17 protein-coding genes and 1 pseudogene are annotated in these 16732 nt (G+C 70.3%); 9 read left to right on the top strand and 9 right to left on the bottom strand.

Translation table 11 applies throughout. The features are described from left to right. Nucleotides 1–23: 23 nt before the first annotated feature. Both ACFY3C_RS08595 and ACFY3C_RS08600 read right to left on the bottom strand, forming a co-directional pair. Nucleotides 24–677 carry a class I SAM-dependent methyltransferase gene (locus ACFY3C_RS08595; RefSeq protein ID WP_390770240.1) on the bottom strand — a complete coding sequence of 218 codons (654 nt, stop codon included), beginning with the start codon at nucleotides 675–677 and terminating at the stop codon, nucleotides 24–26. Between the two features lie 349 nt (nucleotides 678–1026). After that, nucleotides 1027–1275, bottom strand: a complete 249-nt coding sequence (locus tag ACFY3C_RS08600; RefSeq protein ID WP_390770241.1) for a hypothetical protein — start codon at nucleotides 1273–1275, stop codon at nucleotides 1027–1029. A 367-nt stretch (nucleotides 1276–1642) separates the two neighbouring features. Between ACFY3C_RS08600 and ACFY3C_RS08605 the strand changes: the two genes are divergently transcribed. Then, a complete protein-coding gene (locus ACFY3C_RS08605; protein ID WP_390770242.1) occupies nucleotides 1643–1939 on the top strand; it encodes a squalene/phytoene synthase family protein in 297 nt (98 codons plus the stop codon). Nucleotides 1940–1974: 35 nt separating this feature from the next. Then, a complete protein-coding gene (uppS, locus tag ACFY3C_RS08610) occupies nucleotides 1975–3108 on the top strand; it encodes a polyprenyl diphosphate synthase (RefSeq protein WP_390770243.1) in 1134 nt (377 codons plus the stop codon). Nucleotides 3109–3132: 24 nt separating this feature from the next. Here the strand turns inward: uppS and ACFY3C_RS08615 are convergent, their stop codons facing one another. Then, the gene (locus ACFY3C_RS08615; RefSeq protein WP_390770244.1) at nucleotides 3133–3783 is read right to left on the bottom strand and encodes a hypothetical protein; all 651 of its coding nucleotides are present in this window, start codon (nucleotides 3781–3783) and stop codon (nucleotides 3133–3135) included. Nucleotides 3784–3886: 103 nt separating this feature from the next. Next, the gene (locus ACFY3C_RS08620) at nucleotides 3887–4054 is read right to left on the bottom strand and encodes a hypothetical protein (RefSeq protein ID WP_390770245.1); all 168 of its coding nucleotides are present in this window, start codon (nucleotides 4052–4054) and stop codon (nucleotides 3887–3889) included. A gap of 106 nt (nucleotides 4055–4160) precedes the next feature. Between ACFY3C_RS08620 and ACFY3C_RS08625 the strand changes: the two genes are divergently transcribed. Further along, nucleotides 4161–5447: an MFS transporter gene (locus tag ACFY3C_RS08625; RefSeq protein WP_390770246.1), complete on the top strand. Its 1287-nt coding sequence runs from the start codon at nucleotides 4161–4163 to the stop codon at nucleotides 5445–5447. Nucleotides 5448–5556: 109 nt separating this feature from the next. Further along, nucleotides 5557–5871 carry a thioredoxin family protein gene (locus tag ACFY3C_RS08630; protein WP_390770247.1) on the top strand — a complete coding sequence of 105 codons (315 nt, stop codon included), beginning with the start codon at nucleotides 5557–5559 and terminating at the stop codon, nucleotides 5869–5871. Nucleotides 5872–5998: 127 nt separating this feature from the next. Here ACFY3C_RS08630 and ACFY3C_RS08635 read toward each other — a convergent pair whose 3' ends face one another. From ACFY3C_RS08635 to ACFY3C_RS08645, 3 genes are all read right to left on the bottom strand, one after another. Then, a complete protein-coding gene (locus ACFY3C_RS08635) occupies nucleotides 5999–6709 on the bottom strand; it encodes a histidine phosphatase family protein (RefSeq protein ID WP_390770248.1) in 711 nt (236 codons plus the stop codon). A 430-nt stretch (nucleotides 6710–7139) separates the two neighbouring features. After that, nucleotides 7140–8255, bottom strand: coding sequence for a sensor histidine kinase (locus ACFY3C_RS08640; protein ID WP_386577375.1), 1116 nt, complete (start codon nucleotides 8253–8255; stop codon nucleotides 7140–7142). Next, nucleotides 8252–8920, bottom strand: a complete 669-nt coding sequence (locus tag ACFY3C_RS08645; protein WP_386577374.1) for a response regulator — start codon at nucleotides 8918–8920, stop codon at nucleotides 8252–8254. The genes ACFY3C_RS08640 and ACFY3C_RS08645 overlap by 4 nt, the downstream gene beginning before the upstream one ends. A gap of 215 nt (nucleotides 8921–9135) precedes the next feature. Here ACFY3C_RS08645 and ACFY3C_RS08650 point away from each other — a divergent pair, with 215 nt between their 5' ends. Next, the gene (locus ACFY3C_RS08650; protein WP_390770249.1) at nucleotides 9136–10389 is read left to right on the top strand and encodes a DUF418 domain-containing protein; all 1254 of its coding nucleotides are present in this window, start codon (nucleotides 9136–9138) and stop codon (nucleotides 10387–10389) included. Between the two features lie 22 nt (nucleotides 10390–10411). Here ACFY3C_RS08650 and ACFY3C_RS08655 read toward each other — a convergent pair whose 3' ends face one another. Next, on the bottom strand, nucleotides 10412–11332 hold the full coding sequence (locus ACFY3C_RS08655) for a LysR family transcriptional regulator (RefSeq protein ID WP_390770250.1): 921 nt from the start codon (nucleotides 11330–11332) through the stop codon (nucleotides 10412–10414). 117 nt (nucleotides 11333–11449) lie between these two features. Here ACFY3C_RS08655 and ACFY3C_RS08660 point away from each other — a divergent pair, with 117 nt between their 5' ends. From ACFY3C_RS08660 to ACFY3C_RS08675, 4 genes are all read left to right on the top strand, one after another. Further along, on the top strand, nucleotides 11450–12571 hold the full coding sequence (locus ACFY3C_RS08660; RefSeq protein ID WP_390770251.1) for a diaminopropionate ammonia-lyase: 1122 nt from the start codon (nucleotides 11450–11452) through the stop codon (nucleotides 12569–12571). 35 nt (nucleotides 12572–12606) lie between these two features. After that, the gene (locus ACFY3C_RS08665; RefSeq protein WP_390770252.1) at nucleotides 12607–13881 is read left to right on the top strand and encodes a M20 family metallo-hydrolase; all 1275 of its coding nucleotides are present in this window, start codon (nucleotides 12607–12609) and stop codon (nucleotides 13879–13881) included. A gap of 56 nt (nucleotides 13882–13937) precedes the next feature. Then, nucleotides 13938–15086, top strand: a complete 1149-nt coding sequence (locus ACFY3C_RS08670; protein WP_390770253.1) for an ArgE/DapE family deacylase — start codon at nucleotides 13938–13940, stop codon at nucleotides 15084–15086. Nucleotides 15087–15286: 200 nt separating this feature from the next. Further along, the gene (locus tag ACFY3C_RS08675; RefSeq protein WP_390770254.1) at nucleotides 15287–16450 is read left to right on the top strand and encodes a serine hydrolase domain-containing protein; all 1164 of its coding nucleotides are present in this window, start codon (nucleotides 15287–15289) and stop codon (nucleotides 16448–16450) included. On the opposite strand, the pseudogene ACFY3C_RS08680 reads toward ACFY3C_RS08675, so the two are convergent. Next, a pseudogene (locus ACFY3C_RS08680) lies at nucleotides 16447–16665 on the bottom strand (integrase core domain-containing protein); the annotation flags it as partial. The gene ACFY3C_RS08675 and the pseudogene ACFY3C_RS08680 sit on opposite strands and share 4 nt — an antisense overlap. Between the last annotated feature and the right edge of the window lie 67 nt (nucleotides 16666–16732).

Below are 16732 nucleotides of genomic sequence, written 5' to 3' on the forward strand. Positions count from 1 at the left end.
GTAACTGGCGCCCGGGTTTCCGTTCATGCCGACGTGGGCTTGCGGGCGAGGATCTGGATCCCGGTCGACTCGTGACCGTTCATGGTGGGCACCGTGATGGTCCGGGTGGCGATGGTCTGGAACCCGGCAAGCAGGGTGGAGAACCACTCGCGGGGATGATGGCGGCAGACCGCACCGTCGCCGGTCTCGAACACGCCATAGCCGGCGTAGTGACCAGCATGGCGGTTGTAGCGGTTGCGGTTGCGTTCGTCGTCCTGCAGCAGAAGGTCGCTGACGTAGAGGATCCCGCCGGGCTTGAGGACGCGGTTCAACTCGCCGATCAACCGGTGTTGGGCCTCATCGTCGGGGACACAGGTCAGCACGGCGAAGAGCAGAACGACGTCGAAGCCTGCGTCCGGGCAGGGCGAGGCCGGTGGTGCGTCCAGGGCGGCAAAACGCAGGGTGGGGTGCAGACGGCGTGCCCGATTGATCATTCCAGGTGAGGCGTCGACGCCCGTGAGGTTGCCGAAGCCGCCCTGTTCGAGCTCCTTCATGATGCGTCCGTATCCGCATCCGTAGTCGAGGATCGCGGCGTCTGTGCCGATCCCGTCGAGCCAGGGCAGATGCAGAGGGTGAGTGAACGTCTTCGTGGCCGCTGCGGCATCCCAGTAGGGAACCTGGCTGTCGAGGTCGGACATGGCACATGCCTTCCTGGGTGCTGGGGTGAAGCAGATCATGCTCCCACTGCGGCGGGGTGCCTCGTCGACGCGCTTGTCGTTCACCGTGGAGAAAAGCTGTTGGCCGGTGACCACCGGGCAACGGGGTGCAGCTCCCCGTACTCATGGAAGCCGGCACGTACGCTGTCAGCCCTGACCCCTCCGGTCCGCCATGGCGCCCGTGGAGTGAGATCGGGGCGGATGAGGCCGAACCCCGCGGCGTGTTCGCGCGGTTGACGGCCTGTGCCACTGCTGTGGGCTGGACGGAGGCGACGGCCCGAATCTGCCCCGGAGTCCTGGCTCAGCCACCAGCCGCAAAGTAGCGGGATGGTCACGCGCTCGCCGTTGCGGTGGCCTCCAGTTCGGGACGCTTGGTGGCGCGGGTGGAGATCTTCTCCGAGAAGACGTGGGTGAGCCCGGCCTCGGCAAGCGAGTCGAGCTGCGCGTCCAGGGACTGCCGAGTGGTCGAGGCACGGCCGGAGTCGGCACGTTCAACACCTTGGCGAGTTGGGGCACGAGGCGGAACCACGTGCGATTCCACGCGCTTGAAGTCGTCGCGCACGACCCCGGGCTGTTCCATGAGGGTGTTTCAGATGTCCAGCTGTCTGCAGCGACCCATGGCCCACGGCCGGACCGTACCTTTCACTTGCCCCGGCGCCGAGGTCGCAACCAGTCGGCGGGTGCGTCGTTGGTGAGGGCGTGGGTTCCCGGTGGTCAAGGCTGGGGACGGCTGCTTGCCTTCCGCGCGGCCTGGGTCGTGGGCCCGGTTGGCGTGGTGTGGTCGAAGGGTTGGTCCGGGAGTAGCGGGAAGCTACGAGGTGTTCGCCGACTCGCCTGAACTGCGGGAGTCGTACGAACGGTGTGAGCAGGAGATGCAACGGCGCTCCTACTTGTGGTGGGCAGCGACTACCTGGGCGCCCGCCGCGTTCCAGCCGCCCTTCTGGGCCGTGAGCGCCGTCCTGGCGGAGGCCGATCGCATCGTCGACGAGGGGCCGCCGGCCGATCGTGAGCGCTCGTTCGCCCGCTGGCGGGCCGAAACCATGGCGGAGGTCCGGTCCGGCCGCAGCGAGCACCCGCTGCGGAGGGCATTTGTGGACACGATGAGGCGGTGGGATCTCGACGTTGCGGTGCTGGAAGAGTGTCTCGAAACCCTTCACGCCGATGCCGCGGGCCCGCTGGCATTCGCCGAATTCGAGGACCTGCGCCGCTACCTGCGGGGTGCCTCCGGACCACCTTCGAGCTGATCGCCCCACTGATCGAGGCTCGTGACTCGGAGGCAATGCGGTTGTTGTCCGTGCTGGCCGAAGCGCTCGCGCTGGTGGATATCTTCGAGGACCTCCCGGAGGATCTTGCTCAGGGCCGGTGCTATCTGCCGCGTGCGGATCTGCGGCGGCTCGGCCTGGAGATCGCCCACCTTGGAAGCGGCAAAGGCAGTGAGGCGTTGGACGAACTGGTGCGGCTCCAGGTCGGCCGCGGCCGCGAGCTGCTGGCACAGGCGGCACTGGTGACGCAGATGGTGGGGGCCGAGTTCCGGATGGGGGTGCAGGCGCTCGTCGGTGGTCGGCTGCGGTTCGACGAGATCGAGATCCTTCGGTCCCGGGTCTTGGCCGAGGGCCTCGACCCGATGCTTCCGGCCGGTGCCGCACGGATCCGGCCCCTGCCGCTGAACGCCGGGCCGGCGCCCGGCCACGTTGCGGTGATCATGGACGGCAACCGGCGCTGGGCCGAGCAGCGCGGCCTTCCCGCCTTGGAAGGCCACCGATCCGGCGAGTTGGCCCTGGGACACCTGATCTACTCCGCGCTGCGGCTGGGTATTCGGCACCTGAGCGTGTACGCGTTCTCCACCGAGAACTGGAACCGCTCGCTGGAGGAGCTGGCCCCCCTGTTCGACACCATGGCCGGCTTCCTCACCGAGAGCGTGGAGAGGCTGCAGCGGCTGGGTGTGCAGGTGCGCTGGTGCGGGCAGCGCGACCGGTTCGATCCGTCGATCGCCTCCGCACTGGCGCTGCTGGAGAGCATGACGTCGAACAACTCCGCGCTGATGCTGACCATCTGCGCCGACTATGGCGGCCGGGAGGAGCTGGCCGCCGCCGCCCGGGCACTGGCCGCCGAGGTGGTCGCCGGCACCGTCCGGCCCGAGGACATCGGTCCCGCCGACCTCGCCCGCCACCTGTACGTCCCGGAGCTGCCCGACGTCGACCTGCTGATCCGCACCTCCGGCGAGCAGCGCATCAGCAACTTCCTGCCCTGGCAGCTCGCCTACGCCGAGCTCGTCTTCGACCCCGTCCTCTGGCCGGACTTCGGCCTGTCCCAGCTGTACAACGCCGTCGCCGTCTACGCGGGTCGGCAGCGCCGCTTCGGCGCCGACCTGCCCGGTCGGGCCCGCCCCGCGAAGCTGGCCCGGACCGGCTGACACACCACTCGGGCCAGCCCTCGCTCACCCCTTCGGCGGGGTGTACACGCCCTCGACGGTCACGTGGGCCAGCACCGAGTCGGCGGTGAACGGCGGCGCCTCGCCGAACGTGGCGGTGTAGGCGTCCATGACCTGGGGAGTGGGCCGTAGCGGCACGTCCGCCAAGCGGATCTTCATCGGCTGCCCCAGGGGCACGCTGTTGTTCGTCAACCGGCCCTCGGCCAGCGCGGGCCGGTACGCCGCGCTGTGTCCGACCTCCATGCCGTTCACCAGGGCCTTCCCGGAGACCAGCCCGTCCTGCAACCCACCGCGCAGCTCGGTCACCCGGAAGTACCCGTTGGACGTGCGCACCGCGAACCCGCCGTCCAGCGCCCCGTCTCCGTGAGCCTCCGCCAGGTTGGTCATCGACGGATCGCCCTCACCCGAGCGGACCGGGAACCGCAGCGCCGAACCCCGGGCGTCGGTCACCAGCTGCGCCGGTGCCACCGCCTCCACCACCCCCTGGACCTTGTCCAGCAACGCCTGAGCCTGCGGGGTCCAGCGGATCTCGATCCAGCCGTCGGAGATCGTGCCCAGCGACCCGGCCGCAGCCGCGTTGGAGGACCCTCCGGCGAACGGGCCCAGCAGCGGACCAGCCAAGGCCGCGCCCAGAATCCCTCGTCTGGTTGTGCTCATCGACGTGCAACCATCCTTCCTCGGGCCGCAGGACGCGGCCCCCGATGGATCATCCGGGCACGCGGTCACCCCGGCCCGGAAACGCGCGGGCGCAATCACACGATCAGGGGCCGATTCCGCAGGCTGTGCGATCGGCCGGACCGTCCTCGTCGCTCAACTTCTTCGCCCAGGACGGTTCGGCCAGGACCTGCTGGACCATCAGGGTGTTGACGTGGACGAGCGCGAACTGGACCAGGTGCAGGGCGAGCATCGAGGTCTCGGCGTGCGCCATGGCACGGCGGTACGCTCGACCGTTCCAAAGGGTGTCGTTACCGCCGTTCCGCGACTCTCGCCCGGCCTCTTGGCCGCAGTCACGAGACGACCTCTAAGTTGACGCTGTGACAGAAGTAGCGAAGGAACTGCAGGATGTCGAGCCGGAGTTCGACGGTCCGAGTCTGTGGCGTCAGCGGGATTTCATGCTCCTGTGGAGCGGCCAGACGGTCAGCGAGATGGGATCGGCGGTCACCCAGGTCGCTCTGCCGCTGCTCGCGGTCGTCGCGCTCAACGCGAGCACGTTCCAGGTCGGGTTGCTGACCGCCGCCACCACGGCGGCGTTCGCGCTGATCGCACTGCCCGCGGGCGCGCTCGTGGACCGCGGCTCCAAACGTTCCATCATGATCGTCTGCAACATCCTCCGCCTGCTGATCATCGGCTCGGTACCGCTGGCGGCCGCCCTCGGCACCGTGACGATGGCGCAGCTCTACGTCGTCGCAGTCGCGGCCGGCGTGTGCACGGTGTTCTTCGACGTCTCGTACCAGAGCTATGTGCCGTCGCTGATCCGAGCCGGTCAACAGATGGACGCCAACGGCAAGTTGGGGTCCACCCAGGCGTTCGCGCAGCTCGGCGGCCCCAGCCTGGGCGGGGGACTGGTCGCGGCGTTCGGCGCCGCTGGGGCGATGACGGCCGACGCGATCTCCTACGCCGTCTCGGTCTTCTCGATATCCGCAATCAGGACGCGCGAGGAGCCGCCGCCCGCGCGGCGCGAAGGCGAGACGTTGCGGAGCCAGATCGCCGAGGGACTGAGATTCGTCGTCGGGCACAAGATATTGCGGAGGGTCGTGGCGTGCACGGGCACCGCGAACCTGTTCTCCGGCATGACTTCGGCGCTGGCGATGGTCTTCCTCATCCGGGTGCTGCACGTGCGTCCCGCGCTGACCGGGCTGATCATGGCGGTCTCGGCCATCGGCGGGATCGCCGGGGGAGTGTTCGCCGGCCGGCTCGCCAAGAAGATCGGCTCGGCGCGGATCATCTGGATGTCGATGCTGGTGTTCAGCGCGCCTCAGGTCATCGCGTCGGCTGCCTGGCGAGGCTGGGGGGTGCTGCTGTTCCCGCTGGGCTGGGGCATCACGGAGTTCGCCGCGATGGTGTACAACGTCGCGCAGCTCAGCTACCGGCAATCGGTGACACCGCCGGAGCTGATGGGCCGGATGAACGCGGCCGTGCGCTGGGTCGTGTGGGGCACACTGCCGCTCGGCGGCATCCTCGGCGGGCTGCTTGGCACGCTGATCGGGGTCCGGCCCGCACTCTGGCTGGCCTTCATCGGTGCGTGGGCGGCCGGCTGGTTCGTGTTCTTCTCCCCGCTCCGCCACATGCGCGATGTTCCGGCCCCCAGCGTTGCGCGTTGATGGTGAGCGCCGCGGCCGACCGGGTGCGCGGCTGCTCGGGCAGGAGTCCGGTCTGCTCGTAGAAGCGTCTACAGTCGGTCCAGAAGGCCGTGAGCTGGGAGGAGATTCCATGCGGATCACTGTGCTGACCGTGCCGGACTGCCCCCACGCGCCGGTGGTCGCCGAACGGCTCACCCAGGCGCTCGACGGCCTCGACGCGGAGGTGGAACGGATCGAGGTCGACGATCCGGAGCAGGCTACGCGTCTGGGGATGACCGGATCACCGACCGTGCTGATCGACGGGGTGGACCCCTTCGCCGTGCCGGGCGCTCCCGCGTCTCTGTCCTGCCGTCTCTACCGCGGGCCGGACGGCCGCATCGAAGGGGCTCCGAGCCTCGCTGACCTGCGTCGCGCTCTCGGCGACGCGGATGCCGTAGACAACTGAGACGGCGACTGCGCGCCGATCGACGCGGCCGGCCGCGCGGGCCGGGGAGGTCTCGCCCCGGCGGCCGGCGGCCGGCGACCGTGACCCCCGAACCGAACTTTCCGCCCCCTGTCCCGGCGACGCCTCCTCAGCGACCTGCTGCGAAGATCGTTTCCCGGACCGAGCTTGATGGCTTCCAGCCGCCCAGATGGGCCTCCGCGGGCGTACAACCGTCGCCGGATCGCGAGAGGAGCATTCGCTGGCCCTCCCGGGGGCTGACTGAGGCGAGCCGGATGTCCCAGCAGCCGCCTTGCCGGGTGAGGGAGACCGCGGACAGGGGTGGTACAGCGAGATGCCAGAAGGCCCTTGCCGGTGCCGCCAGGGCATGAATGAGCGCGGCTCGGATTACGGCTGCTTCGGTGATGGCTACGGTGTGGCCGCTGTCGGGCGCCACGGTGCTCAGCCAGTCCGCAGTCCGGCGGCAGAGCCGGCGTACGGACTCACCGCCGTGTGGCGCGGCATCCGGGTCCGTGAGCCAGGAGGTGAACCCGTCGGGCTCGGTTGCGGCGATGTCGTCGACGGTGCGACCGCACCACCTACCGAGGTCGAGATCGCGCAACGCGGGCTCGGACACTGCAACCAGGCCGAGGGCGTCAGTGATCTGCGAGCAACGGATCGAGGGCGCCCGGACGGCCGCCCCGTGGGGCGGGAGAGCTGGTCCCGCTGCGGCTGCGATACGCAGGCTGCGCTCACTCAGGGGAACGTCGCCGAGGAGCGGATCCCGGGTGGCGTCACCACCGGGCGCGCACAGAAACGTCAGGCGGATCGTCATATGGCCGACCTCCTTCTGGCCCGGCATGACCCCGGATGGTGTGAGACCAGGCGACGGTTGCTTGATCAGTTGGGCTGACAACCCTGTCGGCGGAGCGAACAGGACAGCGGAGCGGCCCCGAGCCACCTCCATCACCCAGCCCCGAGGGGCACCCACCGGTGACTCGGGACCGACAGGGGCCTCCGACATGCCCGGGGGCGTCAGAGCGTGTGCCGGATCGACACCGTTCAGCCACCCTGCCGAAGGCGAGCACGAGGCGGAGCAACCGGCCCGGCAGCGGATGAAACTGCCGACGCCATGTCGTGTGCCTCATGTGCTCCAGAGTCGGCGAAAAGCCTCCCGCTGCACCATCCGTCAGGTGTCCGGAAGCACCCTGCCGACCGGCTGGCGCGGCCCCGCCACCCGGCCGCACTCGGCATCGGTCACCCGTGGCACGTCGCTCGATGTGGAGGAGCGTTCACCCGTTCCGCTCGACGGGCAGTTCGAGGCACAGCTCATAGCCCCCTTGGGCCGTGGGGCCGGAGGTGACGGTGCCGCCGAGGAGCTCGGCTCGTTGGGCCAGGCCGACCAGGCCGTGGTGGGCGCTCGGCAGGGCGTACGCGCGTCGGGTGGGGGCGGTGTTGGTGACGGTGGTGCGGAGGGCGCCGTCCTTGTGGCGGATGCGGACGGTTGCCGTCGCGCCGGGGGCGTGTTTGCGGACGTTGGTCAACGCTTCCTGGACGGTGCGGTAGACGGCGCGCTGCACCGTGGGCGGAAGCTCCTCGGGCAGGTCGGTTTCCAGCTTCGCCTCGATGCCACTGGCGTCGACCAGGCGCTGCAGGTCGGCGAGGGAAGGCTGGGGGGTGAGTTCCGTGGGACGGCTGCCGGAGGCCCTCAGGACGCTGACCATGTGCCGCAGCTCGTCCAGGGTCTGCACGCTGAGACGGCGGATCGTGGCAGCGGCCTCTCTCGTTTCGGCGTCCTGGCTGCCCACCTGGAGCGCTCCGGCCTGTACGGCGATGAGGCTGACCTGGTGGGAGACCACGTCGTGCATCTCCCTGGCGAGCTGGGCGCGCTCATTCGCCAGAACGCTCTGGGCGGTCAGCAGCCGTTCCTGCTCACGGGCCTCGGAGATGTCGGCGAGCCGCAGGGAGAGTTCGCGTCGGGCCTGGACGAGTTGGCCCAGGAAGACGGGAGCCGCGGCGGTGGCCAGCGTGTAGCTGAGGTGGAACAGGTTGTTCGTCTGGCCCAGCTCCGCGGCGTCCATGGACGACCACGGCCAGGGCAGAAAGTCGATGACCGCGTATGCCAGCGCACAACCGGCCAGCAGGAGACGGTGGCGGCTGAGCGAGGACAGCGTGTACAGCGCGGCCATGGGGGCGACCACCGCGTCGGTGACCAGGGCGGTGGGGAGCGTGAGGACGAAGGTCGTGAAGGGCAGGCGGCGACGCAGAGCGAGGGCGAGAGCGCCGACCAGCGCGCAGGCGGTCGCCGGTGGATCCCCGACGCCGATGACGTTGACCCATGCGTCCGCCAGCGCGAACCCGACGAGGGCGATGTCGAGCAGCAGTGCCGGCGGCCGTCGGGGGCTCACCGAGCGCCCTCGTCCCGCTCCGCGGTGAGCAGGCCCGCGCGCTCGGCGATCAGCACCGCCTGGACGCGGCTGCTGACCTCCAGTTTGCCGAGCACGTTGGTGACATGGCCTTTCACCGTGCCGGTGCTCAGATGCAGCCTTTCGCCGATGTCGGTGTTGGCGAGTCCCTCGGCCATGAGAACGAGCACGGCACGCTCGCGCTCGGTCAGCCGGCCGACGAGGCGGACGGCGGTGGGCTCGCGCACGCCGTGGTCGAGGTAGCCGTCCACGACCCGGCGGGTGACCTGGGACGACAGGACGGTACCGCCCTCCGCCAGTGTGCGCACAAGGCGCGGAAGCTCCTCCGGGTCGGTGTCCTTGAGCAGGAATCCGGCGGCGCCCGAGCGCAGCGCCGTCGCCACGTACTCGTCGGCGTCGAACGTGGTGAGCATGGCGACCACCGGAGCCTGCGGCATGCGGCCCAGCTCGGCCAGAATGGTGAGCCCGTCCACGTCCGGCATCCGGATGTCGAGCAGAACGACGTCGGGCTGCAGTTCCCGCACCGTGCGCACGGCCTCGCCACCGGGTACCGCCGCGACGACCTCGATGTCGTTCGTGGTGTTGAGAATGTGCGTGAAACCCGTACGGATCAAGGCTTCGTCATCGACCACCAGTACCCGGATCACGTGCGCTCCGCTCGTCGCGTACCCCGTTCGATGCGTACCCCCGCGGGAGCCCCGTCCAGCGACCGACACGGAATACCCGCCGGTTGGCGGCATGATCCCGGCCGGTCGGCCGGAGGTGCCCAGGCCGACCGGCCGGGGTGGTTCCGGCCGGGCAACAGGGTGCCTTCGGAAGGCCGCCGGGGTGGCTCGGGCGGCTCATCGGGAACCCCTCAGGCATGGCGCCGAAAGCACTCTCGGCCGAGCCGGCGGACGTGTCACCGCCGCTGGGGCTCGACCGATTCCGCGCCCCCGCCGACAGGCCCTCGACGGGGCGGCTGATCGGTATCGACCTGGCTCGCGGACTCGCGGTCTTCGGCATGTACTCCGCCCACGTCGGGCCCGATGTGACGGTCGGCGGCCCGGTGGGATTCCTGCTGGAGACGGCGCGTGGCCGCTCCTCCGCCCTCTTCGCGCTGCTCGCCGGTTTCTCGCTCGTCATCATCACCGGCCGCCCGCACCCCCGAACCGGGCGTGCGGGCCGTCAAGCAGTGGCCAGGATCGTGATCCGCGCCGTCGTCCTGCTGGCGCTCGGCTACGCGCTGACCGCCCTGGACACCGACGTCGACGTGATCCTCAGCTTCTACGGGCTGCTCTTCCTGGCCGTCCTCCCGCTGCACCGACTGCGGGCAGGGACGCTCGCCCTCGTCGCTGCCGCGAGTGCGCTGATCCTGCCCCCGGTCCTGTACGTGATCAGAACGTCCATCGAGGACGGGAAATGGGCGGACACCGTCACCGCCCATGACCCCTTGGCCCGGATCACCGGCACGGACGGCGTCATCGAACTCTTGTTCACCGGTGCGTATCCGGTGCTCACCTGGATCCCGTTCCTGATCGCGGGCATGGCAGCAGCCCGGCTGGACCTCAGCCGCCCAGGCATCAGATCCCGGCTCGCACTCGTCGGCGGGGCACTGGCCCTGCTGGGTTACGGCGGCTCCTGGCTCGCCCTACGCCTGGTCCCCGGCGCTCTGTCCGCCGTCGCCGCCGCCACGGACGGCGGCTCGGCAGCGTCGGCCTGGTGGTCCGACACCGTCGGCGAGCCCGAGGGTCACACCCCGTTCGCTTGGCTGCTGGTGGCCGCACCGCACAGCCAGACGACCTTCTCCATCGTCGGCAACACCGGAGTCGCCCTCGCCGTGGTCGCCGCGTGCCTGACCGTCGCCGAACGGATGCCGCGCCTCACACGCCTGGCCACACCCGTTGCCGCGGTCGGCGTGACCGCGCTGACCATGTACGTCCTGCACATCGTCGCGCTCTGGTTCTTCAGCGACGTGTGGTACGTGCCGGCGGTCGATGGGGACACCCTGCCCGCGCTGCTCGGCTTCATCGCAGCCGCCATGCTCCTGGCGACTGTGTGGACCCGACTGTTCCGGCGCGGTCCCCTGGAACAGCTTCTCCGTTTCGCCACGCAGTTGGCACAAACCGTCAAGTAGAGCGAATGGGGCCTGCGCTGCTTCATGCCTCCTGGGAGTGGAGCGCGGCGGCTCGGCGGAGGGCATCACGGCATGCCCGGATGGCGGGGTGTTGGGTTCGGCCGCGGCGTACGACGGTGAAGACGCGGCGTGTGCGCTGGCCACGGGGCAGGTGCCGGAGCGGGACGGTCGGAGGCCGGCCGCTCCAGACCAGATCGGGGAGGAAGGCGGCGGCGTGGTGTTGCTCGACGAGGCGGACGTGGAGCAGGAGGTCGGTGGTCTCGAACCGTACGTCGGGTTCGAAGCCGGCGTTGCGGCACAGGGACATGGCCCAGTGCCGCGCGGCCGTGCCTTCGGGTTCCATCACCCAGGGGTGGTCCGCGAGTGAGCGCAGCGTGGCCATCGGGCCGTCGGTCTCCGCGCTGTCGGCCGGTTTCGGCAGGGCGAGGTGCAAGGTGTCGTCGAGCAGGTCTTCCTGCTGGAGTTCGGCCGGCCGTGGGTTGGGGTTGCCGGGGTATTCCTCGGCGACGATCAGGTCGAAGTCGCGGGCCTGCAGGGCGGGCAGGGCCTTTTCCGGTTCCATGTGGGTGACGTGGACGCGTAGGTGGGGGTGGACCTCCCGCAGCAGGCCGAGCGCGGTCGGGACCAGGGTGAGTGCCGCGGTCTGGAACGAGGCGATGCACAGGGTGCCGTTCAGATCGGTCAGGGAGGCGGCGATGTCGGCCTCCGCTCGTTCGAGGCGCTGGAGGATCGCCTCGGTGTGGGCGACGAGGATCTCGGCCTGCTCGGTCAGCCGTACCCGCCGCCCGACCGGTTCCAGCAGCGGCACACCGACTTCGGCTTCCAGCTGCGAGAGCTGTTGGGAGACGGAAGAGGGAGCGTAGGACAGAGCCTGGGCGACGGCTGCCAGGGTGCCGCGGTGCTTGAGTTCGCGCAGCAGGCGCAGCCGGTGCAGATCGAACATGGACAGCCGCTCTCCTCGCCGACGCGGGCCCGACGGCTGAATGGTCGGTTTCTCCGACGAGTATAGGTCGAAAACATTCGCTGGACCGATCGTAGGAGCGCATCGGACCCTGGTCGTGTGTTTGAGAACGATCGCCCCTCCCGTACGTTGCCGTGGTTTGTTCGGCCCGCTGCCCGTGCCTGGCGGTGTGCACCCGCGCCCGCCGAGGTCCGCGGCTTCCACTTCTCGCTGCCCGACTACGCGCCCACCCCGCTGACCGAAATCCCGTCGCTGGCGGCGGAGTTGGAGGTCGGCCGGGTCTTCGTCAAGGACGAGTCGTACCGTCTGGGGCTGCCCGCTTTCAAGGCGCTGGGCGCGTCCTGGGCGATCCACCGCGCCCTCGCCGAGCGGGCCGCGAGCGCAAGGGAGCCGGGCCCGGTCACCTTGGTGACCGCCACCGACGGCAATCACGGCCGCGCCGTGGCCCGCATGGCACACCGCCTCGGGCAGCACGCCCACGTCTTCGTACCGCAGGGTGTGCATCCGCAGGCCGTGGCGGCCATCGTCGCCGAGCAGGCGAAGGTCACCGAGGTCCCGGGGCCTTACGACGAGGCCGTACGCCTGGCGGCCGAGGAGGCTGCCGCGCCGGACGCGGTCCTGGTCCAGGACACCGCCTGGCCGGGCTATGAGCAGATCCCCGGGTGGATCGTAGAGGGCTACTCCACCCTCTGCGCCGAGATCGACGAGCAGTTGGCGGCAGAAGGGGTCACCACGGGCCCCGACCTCGTCTCCATACCGGTGGGCGTGGGGTCCTTGGCCCAAGCCGTGGTCACCCACTACCGCAGCCGCCCGTCCGGGCGCGCCTCGGCGCTGCTGTCGGTGGAACCGGAGTCCGCAGCCTGCGTCCTGGAGAGCCTCACCCTCGGCGCACCCGTCAGCGTGACGACAGGGGACACCACCATGGCCGGGCTGAACTGCGGCACCCCGTCCAGCATCGCCTGGCCCTACCTGTGCGGCGGGCTGGACGCCGCTGTCGCCGTCGCCGATGCCGACAGCGCCCGCGCTGCCGGTGATCTCGCCGCACTCGGCATCTCCTCGGGTCCCTGCGGGGCCGCGTCGCTCGCCGGTCTGCGTGCGGCGCTCACCGGCGCGGACGCCGAGGAACGCCGTACGGCGCTGGGGCTCGGGCCGTCCTCGGTGGTCGTGCTGCTGAGCACCGAGGGCACCGCTGCCAACCCGCACTCCACCACCGGTCACTGAACCCGCAATACCTGGAACCCTCAGAGAGACAGATCATGACGAATCCCGCCCCCCACACGGTCACCGTCAACGCAGACCGGCTGTGGCAGTCCCTGATGGACCTCGCCGAGATCGGCGCGTACGACGACGAACGCACCGGCCTGCGCGGCGTCAACCGCCTGGCCCTCACCGATGCGGACGCGGCCGGCCGCCGCCAGGTCATCGGGTGGATGGATCAGGCCGGACTGGCCGTACGTGTCGACCGGATGGGCAACATCTACGGCCGCCGCGCGGGCACCGATCCCACCGCGGCCCCGGTCCTGACGGGCTCGCACATCGACAGCGTCGCCACCGCCGGCGCCTTCGACGGCTGCCTCGGTGTCTTGGGTGGCATCGAGGTCGTCCGCACGCTGAACGAACGCGGCATCACCACCCGCCGTCCGATCGAGGTCGGCGTCTTCACCGAGGAGGAAGGCGTCCGGTTCGGCACCGACATGCTCGGCAGTGCGGTCGCCGCCGGCCGCCTCACCCTGGAGTACGCCCACGCCCTGACCGACCGCGACGGCCGCACCCTCGGCGGAGAACTCGCCCGCACCGGCTTCGACGGTCCCACCGACGTACGCCTCGCCCCGCCGCACGCCTACGTCGAGTGCCACATCGAACAGGGCCCCGTCCTCGCCGAGAACGATGTCGAGATCGGCGTCGTCACTGGCGTGCAGGGCATCTCCTGGCAGGAGATCACCATCCACGGCCGCGCCGCCCACGCCGGCACCACGCCCACCCACCTGCGCGCCGACGCCGGCCTTGCAGCCGCCCAGGTCATCGTCCACCTGCGGTCCCTGGTCGACTCCGGCTCCTACGGCGACCTGCGGGCCACCGTCGGCCACCTGATCGTCCACCCCGATCTGACCAACATCGTCCCGGCCCGCGCCGAGCTGACCGTCGACCTGCGCAACCCCGACGACGCCCAGATGGCCCGAGCCGAGGAGGCACTCGCCGCGTTCTTGCGCGACCTTGAGAACAGCCGGCCGGGCCTCTCGCTGACCACCCGGCGGATGGCCAGGACCGACTACGTTCCCTTCGACGAAGGCGTGCAGAAGGTCATCGCGCAGTCTGCCGACGACCACGGCCTGGAACACATCTCCCTGCTCTCCGGCGCCGGCCACGACGCCCAGGAGATCGCGGCGCTCTGCCCCACCGCCATGATCTTCGTACGTGGAGAGTACGACGGCATCAGCCACAACCCCCGCGAGTACTCCACCCCCGATGTGTGCGCGCACGGCGTCGACGTCCTGGCGACCACCCTCCTGCGCCTGGCCGACCAGGACTGACCGCCGACGGCGGCCCACAACAGCAAGCGCTCGGCAGCCACCGCCACCTCCGAGTGGTGCTCACTCACCACCCCGCCCCGGGCCGCCTGCTGGCCCGGCTGGTCTCCATCGACTCCGTCAACCCGGACCTCGTTCCCGGCGGGGTCGGTGAGACCGTCATCGTCGGCTTCTGCAGCGAGTGGCTGGCCGCCCGCGGCTTCGAGGTCCACAGCCTGGAGAAGAGACCGGGCCGCCCCTCGCTCGTCGCGATCGCCCGTGGCACCGGCGGCGGCCGCTCCCTCATGCTCAACGGTCACCTCGACACGGTCAGCCTCGCCGACTACGACGGTGACCCGCTCGACCCGCAGATCCGCGGCGGCAGGATGTACGGACGCGGCACCTTCGACATGAAGGGCGGCATCGCGGCCATGATGGCCGCCGCCGCCCGCGCCACTGCCCACGGCTCCCTGCGCGGCGATGTCATCCTCGCCTGTGTCGCCGATGAGGAACATGGCAGCGCGGGCACCGAGGAGGTGCTGGAGTCCTTCTCGGCCGACGCGGCGATCGTCACCGAGTCGAGCCATCTCGAAGTCACCCTCGCCCACAAGGGCTTCGCCTGGTTCGAAGTGGAGATCGAAGGCCGCGCGGCCCACGGCTCGCGACCCGAGCTCGGCGTCGACGCCATCGCCAAGGCCGGGCACTTCCTCGTGGCCCTGGAGGAACTGGGCCGGCGGCTTGCCGAGGGTCCGGCACACCCCCTCCTGGGTACCGGCACCGTGCACGCCGCCGTCATCCACGGCGGCGAGGAGCCCTCCACCTACCCGGCGCACTGCCGTATCACCCTGGAGCGCCGCACCGTCCCCGGCGAGAGCGCCGACACCGTCCAGACTGAGCTGACCGCCGTGCTCGACCACCTGGCCGCCACAGTCCCCGACTTCCGCTACCGGCTGACCCACGGCCTGCACCGCGAACCCTTCGAGGCCGACCCCGACGCCCCGATCGTGCGCACGCTCACCCGCCACGCCGAGCAAGCCCTGGGCCGCCCCGCAGTGCGTGCCGAGCCCTGTTGGACCGACTGCGCTCTCCTGGACCGGGCGGGCATCCCCTGCCTGCTCTTCGGCGCCGACGGCGCGGGCGCCCACGCGGCCACCGAGTACGTCGACCTCGCCTCGCTGGACCGCCTCACCGACATCCTCACCGCCACGATCGCCGACTTCTGTTCCTGAGGCTCTGGGCCGGACCTCGGAGGAGCTGTCCCCCCGGCTTCGCCCCCCGACGTTGACGTCGACGCGGACCAGGAGATTGAGAGCGCCTTAGGTCCTGTCGTCGAGCTCCTGTCGTAAAGCTCCTGTCACCGCGGGAATGACCGCCCGCGTACGGCTGTTGTGTTCTCCCGACAGTAGATGATCAACGACGGGGGCAGGTCATGGCGCACGACGACGGCAGGGTGCACGGGACCGTGGGGGCGGGGTTCGAGGGGGTGCGGGAGGAGTTCGCCGCGGTGCTCGGCGCGATGCGCGACGCGCCCGAGGCACAGCTCGTGGTTCACGTCGGCGGCCACCGGGTGGTCGACCTGTGGGCCGGTCCCGGTACGACGGCGGACACGCTGACCGGCCTCTACTCCATCACGAAGGGTGCCGCCCACCTCGTGGTCGCACTCCTGGTCCAGGATGGCGTCCTCGACCTGGACCGCGAAGTGGCCGCGTACTGGCCCGAGTTCGGCGCGGAGGGCAAGGAACGGCTCACCTTGCGCGAGCTGCTCGCACACCGTTCCGGCGTCGTCGGCGTCGATGGCGGCTTCACCGCCTGCGAGTTGGCCGACGATCGACTGATGGCCGCGCGACTCGCCGGTCAACGGCCGTTCTGGGAGCCTGGAACGGCGTACGGCTACCACGGTTTCGTGATCGGCGCCCTGACCGGCGAGGTGGTACGGCGCGTGACCGGCCGCTCGATCCAGGAGATCTACGAGCAGCGGATCCGGGCGCCGTACGGCCTCGACTTCCACCTGGGCCTGCCGGAGGCGCTCGAATCGCGCTATGCCGAGGTGCTGCCGCTGCTGCCGACGCCGGAAGAGGCCGAGCAACTCGCGGCCAGGGCCGCAGCCCCGGACAGCGTCAGGGGCATCGCGTTCAACCAGAACGCGACCCCGCCGACCGACCTGGTGGCCTTCGCGAACACCCGAGCCGTGCGAGCGCTCGCGCCCACCTCATCCGGTGGGGTCGGCACCGCACGGGGTGTGGCGGGGATGTACGCCGCGGCAATCACCGAGGTGGACGGCCGGGCGCCGCTGCTGAAGCCGGAGACCATCACCGAGTTCGCCCGGGTCCACTATCGCGGAACCGATCTGGTCACCGGGAACGAGGACGTCTTCGGCCTCGGCTTCGAGGAGTTGAGTGGCCGCTATCGCGTCCTGGGCGCGGACGCGTTCGGCCACAGTGGGGCGACAGGCTCACTCGCCCTCGCCGACCCGGACAGCGGTGTGGCCTACGCGTACACGCGCCGCCGCTTCGGCATGCCGTCAGGATTCGGTGCGGGCCTGGAGAACTATCATCTGGTCGAGGCTGTGGTCCGGGCGGCCGGCGGGCGCTAGGTGTATTGACCCGCAGCGTTGTTCACGCGGCTGATGGGTGGGTGGCCGCCGAGTGCGGTGTGGCAGCGGTGGTGGTTGTAGGTGTGGAGGAAGTCTGCCAGGGCGGCGGTGCGTTCGGTGTTGCTGGTGTAGGGCCGTAGGTAGGCCCATTCGTCGAGCAGGGTGCGGTTGAAGCGTTCGACCTTGCCGTTCGTCTGTGGCCGGTAGATGCGGGTGAGCTTGCCGGCAGTGGTCCCGTAACTCGGCTGCCCCGCACGCATCCGAGGCCACTGCTGCTCCACG

It is taken from the genome of Streptomyces sp. NPDC001410, assembly GCF_042895235.1.
Lineage (GTDB): Bacteria > Actinomycetota > Actinomycetes > Streptomycetales > Streptomycetaceae > Streptomyces.

Bases quoted from the DNA above. Each gene is read 5' to 3' on its own strand.
- ACFY3C_RS08595 (WP_390770240.1), bottom strand. From the start codon at position 677: ATGTCCGACCTCGACAGCCAGGTTCCCTACTGGGATGCCGCAGCGGCC.
- ACFY3C_RS08600 (WP_390770241.1), bottom strand. From the start codon at position 1,275: ATGGAACAGCCCGGGGTCGTGCGCGACGACTTCAAGCGCGTGGAATCG.
- uppS (WP_390770243.1), top strand. From the start codon at position 1,975: ATGCGGTTGTTGTCCGTGCTGGCCGAAGCGCTCGCGCTGGTGGATATC.
- ACFY3C_RS08615 (WP_390770244.1), bottom strand. From the start codon at position 3,783: ATGAGCACAACCAGACGAGGGATTCTGGGCGCGGCCTTGGCTGGTCCG.
- ACFY3C_RS08620 (WP_390770245.1), bottom strand. From the start codon at position 4,054: ATGGCGCACGCCGAGACCTCGATGCTCGCCCTGCACCTGGTCCAGTTC.
- ACFY3C_RS08630 (WP_390770247.1), top strand. From the start codon at position 5,557: ATGCGGATCACTGTGCTGACCGTGCCGGACTGCCCCCACGCGCCGGTG.
- ACFY3C_RS08635 (WP_390770248.1), bottom strand. From the start codon at position 6,709: ATGCCGGGCCAGAAGGAGGTCGGCCATATGACGATCCGCCTGACGTTT.
- ACFY3C_RS08650 (WP_390770249.1), top strand. From the start codon at position 9,136: ATGGCGCCGAAAGCACTCTCGGCCGAGCCGGCGGACGTGTCACCGCCG.
- ACFY3C_RS08655 (WP_390770250.1), bottom strand. From the start codon at position 11,332: ATGTTCGATCTGCACCGGCTGCGCCTGCTGCGCGAACTCAAGCACCGC.
- ACFY3C_RS08665 (WP_390770252.1), top strand. From the start codon at position 12,607: ATGACGAATCCCGCCCCCCACACGGTCACCGTCAACGCAGACCGGCTG.
- ACFY3C_RS08675 (WP_390770254.1), top strand. From the start codon at position 15,287: ATGGCGCACGACGACGGCAGGGTGCACGGGACCGTGGGGGCGGGGTTC.